This is a genomic window from Acidithiobacillus sp. (assembly GCF_023256195.1).
In the GTDB taxonomy this organism is placed as follows: Bacteria; Pseudomonadota; Gammaproteobacteria; order Acidithiobacillales; family Acidithiobacillaceae; genus Acidithiobacillus_A.
In genome coordinates this window covers 63,795-77,637 of record NZ_JAGDWX010000018.1, presented here as the reverse complement: position 1 = coordinate 77,637, position 13,843 = coordinate 63,795, and the positions used below count along the sequence as shown (strand labels likewise).

Below are 13,843 nucleotides of genomic sequence, written 5' to 3'. Positions count from 1 at the left end.
GGTGATCTTCTACCCTTCTCGGTGGCGGTACGGAGTCTGTGGAGTGTATCCCAGCACGATGGTGGCCGAGAATGCCCGCAAAGGACGGCGGCTGTCAGGAATGCTCTTGCGCCGAGTGGGATGCGGTTTCCCTGCGCTCTGCCCCGCCGACCTCCGCGGGTGTCGTTTCCCCGCCGATCTTCGGTACGGTATCTCCGCGAGCGGTATCGGATGGGGTCGTCCCAGCCTGGGTCGGATCGGCGGGAAGGAGCTCCGTGTCGGCATACTCCCGGAGTTTGCGCGCCTCCTGACGCAACTCATCCAGAAGCAGCTGTTGCTCTACCTCGGAGCGTGCGTTGTCCACCGTGCGTCGCAGGGCACCGTACCAGCGGCCTGCCTTGCGCGCCAGCTCCGGCAGCCGCTCCGGACCGACCACCAGCAAGGCGATGACGGCCAGCAACGCCAGCTCGCCGAAACTGAAGTCAAACACCCTGACTCACCCGTGGTGAACGCTTTCGGATTCCTTGACGGGCTTGGCTTCGGCGTCGATGGTGCTGTGGCTGAGGTTGGCGGGCTCCTGCGCCTTTTTTTCTTCCTCGTCCTTCACAGCAGAGCGGAAGCTCTTGATGGCGGAACCCAGATCACTGCCCACATTGCGCAGCTTGGCCGTTCCGAAAAGCGCTACAACGATCAAGAGGATGATGATCAAATGCCAGATACTGAAAGCGCCCATGAACCACTCTCCTTCCCCGCAGGGATGTTGCGCCGATATCTCTTGGACCTTATGCCAAGGCTTTAAGTGCCGTCAAGTTTGTGCGCCGCGTGCCGCTTTTTCCGCAAGGCCCGAGACGCCTTCCCGGCTGGCCAGGCGATCCAGCACATCGCGGATGTGCAAGTTCCGTTCCTCCAGGGCGACGAGGGTGTGAAACAGGAGATCCGCCGCCTCGCCGATGATGGCCTCACGCTCGCCGTTCTTGGCGGCGATGACGAACTCCGTGGCCTCTTCCCCGACCTTTTTGAGAATGCGATCCTGGCCGCCGTGGAGCAGCTTGGCGACATAAGACTGGCCAGGATCGGCCCTCCGCCGGGCGTGGATGGTTTCTTGCAGGCTGTCGAGGAAGCTGCCGGGGGGCGGCGTCGTCTCTGTCCAGTGTTCCCCGGCGGCTCGGAAAAAGCAGGTCTGCGCTCCGGTATGGCAGGCCGGCCCCTCCTGCAGGACGCGCAGGAGGACGGTGTCGCCGTCGCAGTCGAGACGCAGGTCCAGCAATTTCTGGGTGTGGCCGGAGCTCTCGCCCTTGCGCCAGAGTTGCCCGCGCGAGCGCGACCAGTAGACGCCGCGGCCCTCGGCGAGGGTAGCGCGCAGGGCATCGGCATTCATCCAGGCGAGCATGAGCACCTGACCGCTGCGCGCCTCCTGGGCGATGGCAGGCACGAGACCCTGCTCGTTCCAGCGAACGGCCGCAAGCAATGCTTCGGTATCCTCGGACATCATGCTTTCCTTACGCGGGATGGAACGATGCAGATGCGTCGTCGATGGCGTCCAGACGCATCGGCAGGCCACGGGCTGCGAGGGATGCCTTGACTTCAGCGATGCGGAATTTGCCAAAGTGGAAGACGGAAGCGGCGAGGACAGCATCTGCCTCGCCTTCCAGCAGGCCGGCGGCGAAGTCGGCAATGCTGCCAACGCCACCCGAGGCAATCACCGGCACCGGCACGGCACGACTTACGGCGCGCGTGAGTTCAATGTCGAAGCCCTGTCCGGTGCCGTCCCGATCCATGCTGGTGAGAAGGATTTCGCCAGCACCATACTCCGCCATGCGCAGCGCCCACTCGACGGCGTCCAGACCCGTTGGACGGCGGCCGCCGTGGGTGAAGACCTCCCAGCCCTCGCCCACACGCTTGGCATCGATAGCCACCACGATGCAGGAGTTGCCGAAGCGCTGGGCGGCCCGGCGTACCAGCTCCGGTTCGCGCACCGCGGCGCTATTGATGCTGACCTTGTCGGCGCCCGCCCGCAGCAGGGCGCGCACATCCTCCACACTGCCCACTCCGCCGCCAACGGTGAGGGGGATGAAGACCTGCGCGGCCACGGCGGCCACCACCTCGGCCATGGTGCCGCGCCCTTCGTGACTGGCGGAAATGTCCAGGAAGGTCAGCTCGTCGGCGCCCTCGGCGTTGTAGCGCGCCGCCGTCTCCACGGGGTCGCCGGCGTCCCGAATCTCGGCAAAGCGGACCCCTTTGACGACACGCCCGGCATTGATGTCGAGGCAGGGGATGATGCGTCTGGTGAGCATCAGCCCTCCACCAATGCCCGGGCGCTGGCGTAGTCCAGGCTGCCTTCGTAGATGGCGCGGCCGGTGATGGCGCCGACGATACCGTCACCCTCGTGGGCCTTCAATGCCAGTACCTGCTCGAGATTGGCGATACCCCCGGAGGCGATGACCGGTACCGGCACGGCCTGCGCCAGGGCTACGGTAGCCTCGATGTTGGGGCCGCTGAGCATGCCGTCGCGGCTGATGTCGGTATAGATGATGGCCTCGATGCCGTCGGCGGCGAAGCGCTGGGCAAGATCGATGGGATCGTGGCGGGAGAGCTTGGACCAGCCTTCCGTGGCCACCTTGCCGTCGCGGGCGTCGATGCCTACGAGAATGTGGCCGGGAAAACTGACAGCGGCATCGGCGACGAAGCCCGGGGCCTTGACCGCCTGGGTACCGATGATCACATAGCGCACTCCTGCCTGGATGTAGACCTCGATCTGTTCCTCGTCGCGGATGCCACCGCCTACCTGCACCTCGAGGTCAGGAAAGGTAGCGCAAATGGCGGCAATGGCGGCGGCATTGACGGGCTCACCCTGGACCGCTCCGTCCAGATCCACCACGTGCAGACGCTGGGCACCCGCCTCCACCCAGCGCCGGGCGGTAGCCACAGGGTCGTCGGAGAAGACCGTGTCGTCGTCCATGCGCCCCTGGCGCAGCCGCACACAATTGCCGCCTTTGAGGTCGATGGCGGGGATCAACAGCATGATGTTTCCTCCGTGCTCGTCGTCTTCCGATATCGGGTCATGGAATCCCGTTTCCTGCCTCTATCCGCCGATGGGCGCGCAATCGCTGCCGCAATCGCCGCTCCACTGCAGAAAGTTGCCCAGCAGGCGCAGGCCTGCTTCGCCACTCTTTTCGGGATGGCACTGCAGCGCAAAGATATTGTCTTGGGCGATGGCGGCACAGAAGGCGAAACCGTAATCGCTGGAGGCCGCCAAGAGATCGGGGTGGGCCGGTTCCACATAGAAGGAATGGACGAAATAGTAGTGGGCGTCCTGGGGAATGCCCGCAAAAAGCGGATGGGCGATGAGCTGGTGCAGCTCGTTCCACCCCATGTGCGGTACCTTGAGCCGGCGACCGTCCGGGCCCAGGAGCGCTTCTTCCGGGAAGGGCAGGACCCTGCCGGGTAGAATGCCGAGTCCGGCGTGCTCGCCGTGCTCGCTACTGGACTCCATGAGCAGCTGCATGCCGAGACAGATGCCGAGGAAGGGACGATTGCGGGCGGCCACCGTGACGAATTCCAGAAGATCGCGATCTTCCAGGGCCGCCATGCAGTCGCCGAAGGCGCCGACGCCAGGGAAGATGATGCGGTCGCAGCGCGCCAGTTCCGGGACACGACTGCTGATGGTGGCCGTGGCGCCCAGATGCTCCACCGCCTTGGCGACGGAGTGCAGATTGCCCATGCCATAGTCGACGATGCCGACGTGGGTGAAGCCCAGGCTCATCCGCTCAAGGTCCCTTTGGTGCTGGGGATGCCGCCTTGGCGCGGATCCGGGCTCACCGCCACCCGCAGGGCCCGACCGCAGGCCTTGAAGATGGTCTCGGCGATGTGGTGGGCGTTGCGTCCGCGCAGATTGTCGATGTGCAGGGTGAGCTGAGCGTGATTGACGAAGCCTTGAAAGAATTCGTGCAGCAAATCGACGTCGAAGCTGCCGATGAAGGCGCGGGGGTAATCCACCGCATGGACGAGACCCGGCCGTCCCGAGAGATCCACCACCACCCGCGACAGAGCCTCGTCCAGAGGTACATAGGCGTGCCCGTAGCGCTGGATCCCGGCCTTGTCGCCCACGGCCTGGGCAAAGGCCTGGCCCAGGGTGATGCCGATATCCTCGACGGTGTGGTGGGCGTCGATCTCCAGATCTCCGTGGGCCTCGATTTCCAGGTCGAAAAGACCGTGGCGGGCAATCTGGTGGAGCATGTGATCGAGGAAAGGTATGCCGGAAGCGAGTTTCGCCCGGCCGACACCGTCCAGGTCGATGGCGGCCCGGATCTGGGTCTCCTGGGTATTGCGCTGAACGGCAGCGCGGCGGACGGTCATAAGAGGCCCTCCAGGGCGGACAGAAAGCGATCGTTTTCGGCCGGGGTGCCGACACTCACCCGTAGATGGTCACTCAGGCGCGGATGTCCTGTAAAGGCCCGGATGAGCACGCCCCGCTCGCGTAGACCCTCATAAATGGCCGCCGCCCGTCCGGGGAGGCGAAAGAGCAGAAAATTGGCACGGCTGGGCCATACCTGGACATGCAGTTCGCGTAGGGCCTCGGTAAGGCGTTCCCGTTCGCGGCAGATGGCCTCGGCCTGCTCCGCCAGAAGCTCGGCGTGCGTCAGGAAAAAGTCCAGACTGAGCTGGCTCAAGATATTGATGTTGTAGGGTAGACGCAGGCGATCCAGGACTTCGATCCAGGCCTTCGGTCCGGCGAGATAGCCCAGGCGCAGACCGGCCAGACCCTCCTTGGAGAGCGTGCGCAGGAGCAGCAGGTTGGGATAGCGTCCCAGGCGTGGCGCAAAGCTCAGACCACTGAAGGGGTGATAGGCCTCGTCCACCACCACGAGTCCGGGGGCCGCGGCGACGATGGCCTCCAGATCCTCCTCCGGCAGACATTGGCCGCTCGGGTTATTGGGCCAATCGATGAAGACGATGGCCGGCTGCTGGGCCGCCATCTCCTCCAGAAACCGGGACAGATCCAAGCGGAAATCGTCGTCCAGGGGGACGCTCACGAAGGGCAGGGCGAAATGCTCGGCGATGATGCGGTACATCACGAAGCTCGGTTCCAGAGCGAGCACCGGACGTCCCGTGTGCGCCACCGCCAGGATCAGAAGCTGGATGAGCTCGTCGGAGCCGTTGCCGAGCATGAGTTCCTGACTCTCGGGGATGCCGCCATGGCGGGCGAGGGCGGCGAGCAGGGCCTGGGGTCGCGGGTCGGGGTAGCGGTTGAGGGGCGCCTCCCGCAGCCGGGCGAGCCAATCCGAGCGCAGAGCCTCTGGCAGGCCGTAGGGATTCTCCATGGCATCCAGCTTGACCAGGCCTCGGGCATCGGCCACGTGGTAGGCCTTGCCCGTCCGCAGTTCGGGACGGAGCAGGGCTTCCTGCAGGGCGTTGAGGGCGCTGTCCATGGGGGGTCAGCTGCGACCGGGAATGCGCGCCGCCGCAGAGCGGGCGTGGGCCGTCAGACCCTCGGCCGTCGCCAGACGCTCCGCCAGGGCACCCAGGCGGGCAGCACCCGCCGCACTGGCGCCGATGAGGCTGCTGCGCTTGACGAAATCGTAGACGCCCAGGGGGGACGAGAAGCGGGCACTGCCGCCGGTGGGCAAGACGTGGTTGGGACCGGCCACGTAATCGCCCAGAGCCTCGCAACTGTGGATGCCGAGGAAGATGGCGCCGGCGTTGTGTACCTGGTCGAGCAGGGCCTCGGGATCGGTGACGGCAAGCTCCAGGTGTTCCGGCGCGATCTGATCGGCAATGCGGCAGGCGTCGGCGGCGTCCTCCGCCAGAATCAGAGCACCCCGCTGCTGCCAGCTTTCCCGGGCGATGGGTGCCCGATCCAGCTTTTCCAGGGCCTCTTCCACCGCCTGGGCCACTGCCTCCAGGTGCTCGGCATCCCAGGTGATGAAGATGCTCTGGGCAAGCTCGTCGTGTTCGGCCTGGGAGAGCAGATCCCAGGCCAGCCATTGGGCGGGGGCACTACCGTCACTGATGACCAGGATCTCGCTGGGGCCGGCGATCATGTCGATACCAACGCGCCCAAAGACCATGCGCTTGGCCGTGGCGACGTAGGTGTTGCCGGGTCCGACGATCTTGTCCACGGCGGGCACGAGCTCGGTGCCATAGGCCAAGGCCGCCACCGCCTGGGCGCCACCCAGGCGGAAGACGCGATCCACTCCCGCCACGGCCGCCGCTGCCAGCACCCAGGGATTCACCTCGCCCCGTGGGGTGGGCACCGTCATGACGATCTCTTCCACACCGGCAACGCGTGCAGGGATGGCGTTCATGAGCACGGAGCTCGGGTAGGCGGCCTTGCCGCCCGGCACGTAGATGCCCGCCCGGGCCAGGGGCAGGACGCGCTGGCCGAGGACCGTGCCGTCGGCCTCCCGGTACTGCCAGGACTCCAGCTTCTGCCGTTCGTGGTATTGGCGGATACGTTGGGCAGCCTGCTCCAGGGCCTCGCGCTCCGCCCCGCTCAGATTGGCCAGCGCGTGTTCCCAATGGTGGCGTGGGATTTCCAGTTCCGCTGCCTGGGTCAGATGGAGGCCATCGAAGCGTGCCGTGTATTCCAGAAGGGCCACGTCGCCCCGCTCGCGCACGGCGGCGAGGATCTCTCGTACCCGGCCTTCCACCGCCGGATCCAGATTGGCATCCCAGTCGTGCAGCCGGTGCAAGGCTTCGGCAAAGTGGGGGTCGCGGCTCCTGAGGCGCTTCATGGCTGGATGCTCTCCTGCAACTGGAGGATGAGACGGTCGATGATCCGCTGTTTGCGTTTCATGGCGGCGCGATTGACCACCAGGCGGCTCGATATGGGCATGATTTCCTCGACTTCGACGAGGCCGTTTTCCTTGAGGGTGCGACCGGTGGAGACGAGGTCGACGATGCGGTCGGCAAGGCCCACCAGGGGGGCGAGCTCCATGCTGCCATAGAGCTTGATGATCTCGGTCTGGACGCCGCGCGCCTGAAAGAACTGCTTGGTGATGCGCGGATATTTGGTGGCGATGCGCACCCGTTCCCAGCGCGCCGGGCGGTCGTGCTCGGCGAGGGCCGCGGGCTCTGCCACGGACATGCGGCAGATACCGATACGCAGGTCCAGGGGTTCGTAGAGATCCAGGCCTTCCTGCTCCAGGAGCACATCCTTGCCGGCGATGCCCAGATCGGCGGCACCCCAGCTCACGTAGGTGGGGACATCGCTGGCGCGGATGATGAGAAAGCGGATGTTTCCTTCGGTGCTGGGGATGATGAGTTTGCGCGAACGTTCCGGATCCTCCGCCAAGGCGATCCCGGCCTTGGCGAAAAGAGGCATGGCCTCTTCCAGAATGCGGCCCTTGGACAGAGCGATGGTCAAGGTCTGGTTCACGCCACACTCCGGCTGGCGCGTACCCGCTGGATGTCGGCACCGAGCACACCGAGTTTCTCTTCGATGACCTCGTAGCCCCGATCCAGATGGTAGATGCGATCGATGAGGGTCTCGCCCTCCGCCACCAGGCCTGCCAGTACCAGACAGGCCGAGGCGCGCAGGTCTGTGGCCATGACCGGGGCGCCGCGCAGCTTGTCGACGCCGCGCACCACGGCGGTCTTGCCGTCGCTGCTGATGTCCGCGCCGAGGCGCTGCAATTCCGACACGTGCATGAAGCGGTTCTCGAAGATGGTCTCCGTAATGACGCCACTGCCCTCGGCAATGGCGTTCATGGCCATGAACTGGGCCTGCATGTCGGTGGGGAAGGCGGGATAGGGCGCCGTACGCACATCCACCGCCCGCGGTCGCCGCGTCATGCGGATACGGATCCCATCGCCATCGGCCCAGATCTCGGCACCGGCCTCGCGCAGCTTGACGAGAACGCTCTCCAGGAGCCCCGGATCGGTGCGGCGCAGAAAGACCTCGCCACCGGTCATGGCCGCCGCCACCAGGTAGGTACCGGTTTCGATCCGATCCGGCAGGACGGAATGCTCGGCCCCGTGCAAGGCTTTGACACCCTGCACACGGATGACGGAAGTACCCTCCCCCTCGATGCGAGCACCCATGGCCCGCAGGCAGCGAGCGAGATCCACCACCTCCGGCTCGCGCGCCGCGTTCTCGATGATCGTCTCGCCTTCGGCCAAGGTCGCTGCCATGAGGATGTTTTCCGTCGCCGTCACCGACACGAGTTCGAGGACGATGTGAGCGCCCCGTAGCCGCTCCGCTCGTGCTTTGACGAAGCCATCTTCGAGAACGATGTCGGCACCCAAGGCGGCGAGCCCGCTCAGATGCAGGTTGACGGGGCGACTGCCTATGGCGCAGCCGCCCGGCAGACTCACCTCGGCGGCGCCGTGCCGGGCGAGCAACGGCCCCAGTACCAAAATGGAAGCGCGCATGGTCTTGACGAGATCGTAGGGCGCCACCAGGGAATGAATGGGACGGGGATCCACTTCGATGCCCAGACGGCCATCCACCATGACCCGCGCGCCCAGCGTGCTCAAGAGCTGCAGGGTGGTGGTGATGTCCCGCAGGTGCGGGATGTTGTGCAGATGCACCGGCTCCTGCGCCAGGATGGTTGCCGCCAGACAGGGCAGGGCGGCGTTCTTGGCCCCGGAGATGCGCAACTCACCGCGCAGGGGCCCGTTGCCCCGCAGGAGCAGCTTATCCACCGGGGCTCAGGCGTCCTGGCTCTTCTGGACGTTGGCCACCAACTTATGCAGTTCGCCCTGCTGGTAGAGGTCGGCCATGATGTCGGAACCGCCGATGAATTCGCCGCCGATGTAGAGCTGCGGAATGGTCGGCCAGTTGGAATACTGCTTGATGCCGTCGCGGATCTGCGGGTCGGCCAGGACGTCTACGGTGAAGACCTCCTTGGCACCTGCCTGCTGCAAGAGCTGCACGGCACGCGCGGAGAACCCGCACTGGGGCATGCGCGGATTGCCCTTCATGTAGAGGACGATGGGGTGCTTTTGCACCTGCTCCTGGATCAGATCTTGAATACTGGCCATATGCACCTCGTTTGGGAATGGGAGGGCGCGCCCGCAGGACGCGCTCTCAGGAAGCTTTGTCGACCTCGTCCGGACTGAGCGTACGCAACTGCAGGGCGTGTATCTCCGCACGCATGCGGTCGCCCAGGCAGGCATAGACCTGCTGGTGACGCTGCACCAGCGAACGCCCGACAAACTGTGGGGCAATGACCACCGCTTCGAAATGTGCCCCGTCGTCTCCCAGAACCCGGACTTGGGCACCGGGCAGGCCGGACTGGATAAGCTCGCGAATGGTATCTGCGTTCATGGCCGGGATTCTACCTCAAAAAATGCACGCTGTTGATCCCTGGGGGTGTGCTCAGGGGCGGAGCTTGTAGCCGCGATGGAGCAACCACCAGGCCCAACCCGCAGCAAGCAGGAAGAACGCGAGAGCGACGGCCAGGCTCGCCCAGACCGAGACATCGGCATCGGCGAAAAAACCGTAGCGAAAGCCGTCGATGATGTAGAAGAAGGGGTTGACCATGGAAAAGCTGCGCCACAAACCCGGCAGGGATTGCACCGAGTAGAAGACGCCGGCCAGAAAGGTCAGGGGCATGATGAGAAAATTCTGGAAGCCGGCGATCTGGTCGAATTTCTCCGCCCACAGGCCGGCGATGATGCCGAGCGCCCCCATGCCGCCTGCGCCAAGGACGGTGAAGATCACGACCCACCCGGGATGCAGGATGGGAATCTGCAGATACAGCAGCGCCAGGGCCAGAATGGCCAGGCCGACGGCGGCACCGCGAACGATGGATGCCGCGGTCATGGCCAGAAAGATCTCCGTGGGACTGAGGGGCGACAGCAGCAGGAAGACGATATTGCCCGTGACCTTGGACTGGATGAGGCTGGAGGAGCTGTTGGCAAAGGCGTTCTGCAGCACCGACATCATCATCAGGCCGGGGACGATGAAAGTCGTGTAGTCCACTCCCGGATAGACCGTGACCCGTCCCCCCAGCGCATGGCCGAAGACCAGCAGGTACAAAAGCGTGGTCACCAGGGGCGCGGCGATGGTCTGCAGCCAGACCTTGGCAAAGCGCAGCACCTCCTTGCGGAACAGGGTCAGGGCCGGCGTGAGGGCGAGGCCGGTCAGGCGGGCCATGGGCTCGCGAGAACCCGACCGCACTGCGGTATCGCCTCGGTCGGGACGCGCTGTTCCGGTCTTGACCGATGGTAGTTCAGGCATCCTGGCTCCGCAGACTCGGATCGAGGATCTCCACGTAGGCGCCGTCGCGGATGCGGCGCTGCCATTCTTCCAGACGCTGACGGGCGATGCGGTTGTAAAGCTGCATGCGTGCCGCCGCGAGGATCTGCTCATCCCCCACGGGCACCTGACGCTGCGCCTGGGCTTGCAGGATGTAGATGGCGTCGCCTACCCGCACGGGGCTACTCACCGCACCCGGCTGCAGGGCGAGGAGGGTACGCTCCAGCTCATCCGGGAGCTTGCCCGGTGCTACCCAGCCCAGCTCGCCACCGCTGGCAGCGGTACTCGGGTCCTGACTGTAGCGACGTGCCAATTCCGCGAAGCGGGTACCCCCCTGCAGCGCCGTCTCGATATCCTGGGCGCGCGCCTCGGCCTCCTGCAGCTGCAGGCCGTTGCCCGCGCGCAGGACAATGGCGGCCGCCTTTACCTCGGTGACCGTCGGCTCCTCGTGCTTGGTGTCCAGCACCTTGAAGATGTGGAAACCCGTGGGACCGGGGATCACTGGACTGATCTCGCCGGGCTTGAGGCTCATGAGGGTTTGGCTGATGGCGGGCGGAAGCTCTGCCGCCTTGACCCAGCCCAGCCGTCCTCCCTGGAGTGCGTCGCGGCTGCCGCTGACTTCTGCGGCAAGGCGGCTGAAACTCGCGCCAGCGATGAGACGATCGCGCACTTCCTGGGCCTGGCGGCGGGCAGCACTGATGGCATCGGGGGTCGGGTTATCCGGCAGAGGAATGAAAATCTGCTGCAGGTCGAAACTCACCCCGCCCAGCTCCTTGAGCTGACGGGCGAAGGTCTTGACCTCGTCGGGACCGATGTGGATGCGACTCTCTACCTCTTCCTGGGTGAGGCGATCGACCAGGATGCGATCGCGCAGATCGTCCTCGAACTGCGTCCAGGACTGACCCTGCTGCTCCAGGGCCTGGCGCAGCTGATCGGGCGTGAGGTTGTTGGCGCGGGCGATATTGCCGATGGCCTGCTCCAGCGTCGCCTGGTCCACCTTGATTCCAGCCCGCTTGGCCATCTGCAGTTCGATATCCTGCAGAATCATCTGCTGCAGAACCTGTCGCCGCAGGACGTCTTCTGGCGGCAGCGCATTGGGATCCTGTTGCTGCAGTCGGGCGCGAATGGCCGCTACCCGCTGCGCCAGTTGCAGGGAAGTGATGATCTTGTCGTTGACGACGGCGACCACCTTGTCCAGATCCTCGGCGTTGCTGGGTAGAGGCGCGACGCTGGGGGCCAGATCGGAACTCTCGGAATAGACTCGATCGCCGCCCGACTCGGGCGTCTGCTTTGCCAGGACACTGGGGGCCAGCAAGGAATCGCGATTGACGAAAGGCGTATCGGCCAGACTCGCCGCCGAGACGCTGCACAGGACCACCGCAAGAGCAAAGACAAGACGAGGGTGTGACATCAGAACTCCATGCTGGCGCCCGGCACATACTGGTTGAGCAAGCCGTTGGAGGCATTGCCCACACTGGTCAGGCCGCGCAACACAATCTCGAGATAAACGGCATTGTTGGTCTGCCCACCCAAAAGTATCTGATGATAGACCATGAGTTGGGCTGCCCAGCAGCCGCCATCATAGCCGATCCCCACCAGTTCCTCCAAGGGCTTGTGATTGCTGACATCGTACTGATAGCTGCCGAGCACCCGCCATTGGCGGAAGAGCGGCCAGGCGGCGGATACTCCTGCCTGATTCACATAGTGCCGGGTGTAGCGATAATCGAGATTGAGCACCTTGCCCGCCCCCGGCAGCCACTGGGCGCGAAAATCGGCGCGCTCCAGCCGCTGCCAGCCCGAGCGCGCCTGACCGCTGCCCAAGAGGTAGAGATCCGGCATGGGGGAGTATTCCCCCTGCAGAAAATAATCGGACTGCGGATTCTGCGGGACGATATTGCCGGCCAGGTCGATCTGCTGGCGATTGAAGTAGCGGATCTGGCCGATGGCCGCCTGCCAGATCTGACGTCCGGTCGCGCTCTGGTGGCTGCCCTGCAGGCCATAGACGATCTGGTTGGCAGCATTGATGCGGTCGCTGCCGCTGAACAGGCTGTTGTCCGTAAAAATGGTGTCGTAGTTGGGAAAGGGCAGACTGGTGTCGAAGAGCGGGATATCGTTCTGCGCCCGCAGCGGGATATAGAGGTACTTGAAGATCGGCTGCAGGAGTGTGACGCCATCGTCCCCGTCGTAGCGGATGAAATTGAGGCCGCCCTTGAGGCTCAGGGCTGGCAGGGTGCGACTGATGGCGCGACTGTAGGGTGGATTGCGCTGGATCTGATAGTAGCTGTAGTAGAGCCGCGCCTTGGGGTCCAGGAATCCCCAGGCGCGGCTGAAGCGCCAGCCGATGGTGGGGGTCAGGTCCAGGCGCTCGCCGATGGGCCCCGCCGAAGCATAGAAGTAGTTGAAATTGCTGCGCCAATCGAAGTAGCCCCGATTCCCGAGACGCCAGTAGCCATTGGCGTAGAGGTAGGGCAGCTGGGAGTAGGGGGCAACGCCACCCGGTGCCAGTTCCTGATAACTCTGGAGTACGGCGCCGGCATGGAGGTGTGCGTTGCCGTAGTACACGCCCGCCGCCGAGGTCAGGTAGGGGGCATTGCCGATGCCGCCCAGGAAACTGCTGCCGAAGCCCGTCGTGCCGCCGAAATCCGAGAGAAAATTACGATAGCTTACGCGATTGATGTTGGCGGATAGGCTGAACCCATCGCCCAGATCCTGCTGGTGCTGCCAGGACACGGCCCAGATGGTGTTATGGGTCAGACGATCGGCAGGCAGCAGATCCAGGTTGAGTCGTCCGGAATAGCTGGGTTCAAGATAGCGGAACTGGTTCTGCAGCATGACGCCCCGCTTGGTGAAGCCCAGCACTGTCAAGGTATCGTCCAGGTTGGGGGCGATGTTGAAATAGTAGGGTATCCCCAGGGTCAGTCCGTTGACGGTGGAGCTGCCGAAGGTCGGTGCCAGGAAGCCGGAGTGGCGCTTCAGCGGAAAGCTCAGGTAAGGCAGCCAGAATACCGGCAGGCCGAAGACGTTGAGGGTAGTATCCCGGGTGGTGACGTAGTCGTCGTTCTGGTTCAGGTCCAGTTGGCTGGACCAGAGTTGCCAGGCCGGAACCTTGCCGTCGCAGGTGGTGTAACAGGCCTCGTTGAGGCGATAGCGGCCTTTTCCCAGTTCCTCGCCCTGGCGCGCGTGGCCGTGACCGTGTTGAGCCTCCAGCAGGTAGCGGGGTTGCAGGACGATGCCTTGGTTGGCCTGGACGTGGACGATGGCCTTGGGCGCGGCGGTGACGAGTCCAGGGCTGACCATGCGCACGTGGCCAGTGGCGACGATCTCGTCTTCATCCTGGCGGTAGTGCACCTCGTCGGCGTAGAGGCGGCGGTCGCCGTAAAGCACCTCGACATCGCCACTGGCGGTCCATTGGCCGCTGGCGACCCCCTGGACGTGATCGGCATACAGGGTGATGGGCCCGGTCGTCGCCCCCCAGACGCTCGGAGCAAGACCGAGCAGGGCGAGCAGATAGAGTCGCCAGGAAGCTGCAACACGGCCACTGCGCGCGCCGCGCCGACGAGCCTGGCCCAGGCGACGCGCGCGTCGACCGCAAACCCGTGTGGCACCGCCTGAGCTAGCGTTGGGCGCTTTCATAGGCGCCTAAAATCGCACAGAATGCGC

16 protein-coding genes are annotated in these 13,843 nt (G+C 64.8%); all 16 read right to left on the bottom strand.

Annotation, left to right across the window (positions count from 1 at the left end):
* Window positions 1-94: 94 nt before the first annotated feature.
* The 16 genes from tatB to Q0C23_RS03875 all read right to left on the bottom strand — a co-directional run bounded on the left by tatB (window position 95) and on the right by Q0C23_RS03875 (window position 13,816).
* Window positions 95-469, bottom strand: a complete 375-nt coding sequence (gene tatB / locus Q0C23_RS03950) for a Sec-independent protein translocase protein TatB (protein WP_291511080.1) — start codon at window positions 467-469, stop codon at window positions 95-97.
* A gap of 6 nt (window positions 470-475) precedes the next feature.
* Window positions 476-712: a Sec-independent protein translocase subunit TatA gene (gene tatA / locus Q0C23_RS03945; protein WP_291511079.1), complete on the bottom strand. Its 237-nt coding sequence runs from the start codon at window positions 710-712 to the stop codon at window positions 476-478.
* A 72-nt stretch (window positions 713-784) separates the two neighbouring features.
* Entirely contained in the window at window positions 785-1,468 is a 684-nt protein-coding gene (gene hisIE / locus Q0C23_RS03940; protein WP_291511078.1) for a bifunctional phosphoribosyl-AMP cyclohydrolase/phosphoribosyl-ATP diphosphatase HisIE, read from the bottom strand.
* A 10-nt stretch (window positions 1,469-1,478) separates the two neighbouring features.
* Window positions 1,479-2,276 carry an imidazole glycerol phosphate synthase subunit HisF gene (hisF, locus tag Q0C23_RS03935; RefSeq protein WP_367273180.1) on the bottom strand — a complete coding sequence of 266 codons (798 nt, stop codon included), beginning with the start codon at window positions 2,274-2,276 and terminating at the stop codon, window positions 1,479-1,481.
* Window positions 2,273-3,001 carry a 1-(5-phosphoribosyl)-5-[(5-phosphoribosylamino)methylideneamino]imidazole-4-carboxamide isomerase gene (gene hisA, locus Q0C23_RS03930; RefSeq protein ID WP_291511076.1) on the bottom strand — a complete coding sequence of 243 codons (729 nt, stop codon included), beginning with the start codon at window positions 2,999-3,001 and terminating at the stop codon, window positions 2,273-2,275. The genes hisF and hisA overlap by 4 nt, the downstream gene beginning before the upstream one ends.
* A 60-nt stretch (window positions 3,002-3,061) precedes the next feature.
* On the bottom strand, window positions 3,062-3,742 hold the full coding sequence (hisH, locus tag Q0C23_RS03925; protein ID WP_291511075.1) for an imidazole glycerol phosphate synthase subunit HisH: 681 nt from the start codon (window positions 3,740-3,742) through the stop codon (window positions 3,062-3,064).
* Window positions 3,739-4,335, bottom strand: a complete 597-nt coding sequence (hisB, locus tag Q0C23_RS03920) for an imidazoleglycerol-phosphate dehydratase HisB (RefSeq protein WP_291511074.1) — start codon at window positions 4,333-4,335, stop codon at window positions 3,739-3,741. Before hisB ends, hisH begins: the two co-directional genes overlap by 4 nt.
* Entirely contained in the window at window positions 4,332-5,408 is a 1,077-nt protein-coding gene (gene hisC / locus Q0C23_RS03915) for a histidinol-phosphate transaminase (RefSeq protein WP_291511073.1), read from the bottom strand. Before hisC ends, hisB begins: the two co-directional genes overlap by 4 nt.
* 6 nt (window positions 5,409-5,414) lie before the next feature.
* Window positions 5,415-6,713, bottom strand: coding sequence for a histidinol dehydrogenase (gene hisD, locus Q0C23_RS03910; RefSeq protein ID WP_291511072.1), 1,299 nt, complete (start codon window positions 6,711-6,713; stop codon window positions 5,415-5,417).
* Window positions 6,710-7,357 (bottom strand): ATP phosphoribosyltransferase, encoded by a 648-nt coding sequence (gene hisG / locus Q0C23_RS03905; protein ID WP_291511071.1) that lies wholly within the window; start codon window positions 7,355-7,357, stop codon window positions 6,710-6,712. Before hisG ends, hisD begins: the two co-directional genes overlap by 4 nt.
* Entirely contained in the window at window positions 7,354-8,625 is a 1,272-nt protein-coding gene (gene murA / locus Q0C23_RS03900) for a UDP-N-acetylglucosamine 1-carboxyvinyltransferase (RefSeq protein WP_291511070.1), read from the bottom strand. Before murA ends, hisG begins: the two co-directional genes overlap by 4 nt.
* 6 nt (window positions 8,626-8,631) lie before the next feature.
* A complete protein-coding gene (gene grxD / locus Q0C23_RS03895) occupies window positions 8,632-8,964 on the bottom strand; it encodes a Grx4 family monothiol glutaredoxin (RefSeq protein ID WP_291511069.1) in 333 nt (110 codons plus the stop codon).
* Window positions 8,965-9,010: 46 nt separating this feature from the next.
* Entirely contained in the window at window positions 9,011-9,250 is a 240-nt protein-coding gene (locus tag Q0C23_RS03890) for a BolA/IbaG family iron-sulfur metabolism protein (RefSeq protein WP_291511068.1), read from the bottom strand.
* A gap of 51 nt (window positions 9,251-9,301) precedes the next feature.
* Window positions 9,302-10,165 (bottom strand): ABC transporter permease, encoded by an 864-nt coding sequence (locus Q0C23_RS03885; protein WP_291511067.1) that lies wholly within the window; start codon window positions 10,163-10,165, stop codon window positions 9,302-9,304.
* Entirely contained in the window at window positions 10,158-11,594 is a 1,437-nt protein-coding gene (locus Q0C23_RS03880) for a peptidylprolyl isomerase (protein WP_291511066.1), read from the bottom strand. The genes Q0C23_RS03885 and Q0C23_RS03880 overlap by 8 nt, the downstream gene beginning before the upstream one ends.
* On the bottom strand, window positions 11,594-13,816 hold the full coding sequence (locus tag Q0C23_RS03875; RefSeq protein WP_291511065.1) for an LPS assembly protein LptD: 2,223 nt from the start codon (window positions 13,814-13,816) through the stop codon (window positions 11,594-11,596). Before Q0C23_RS03875 ends, Q0C23_RS03880 begins: the two co-directional genes overlap by 1 nt.
* Window positions 13,817-13,843 lie beyond the last annotated feature (27 nt).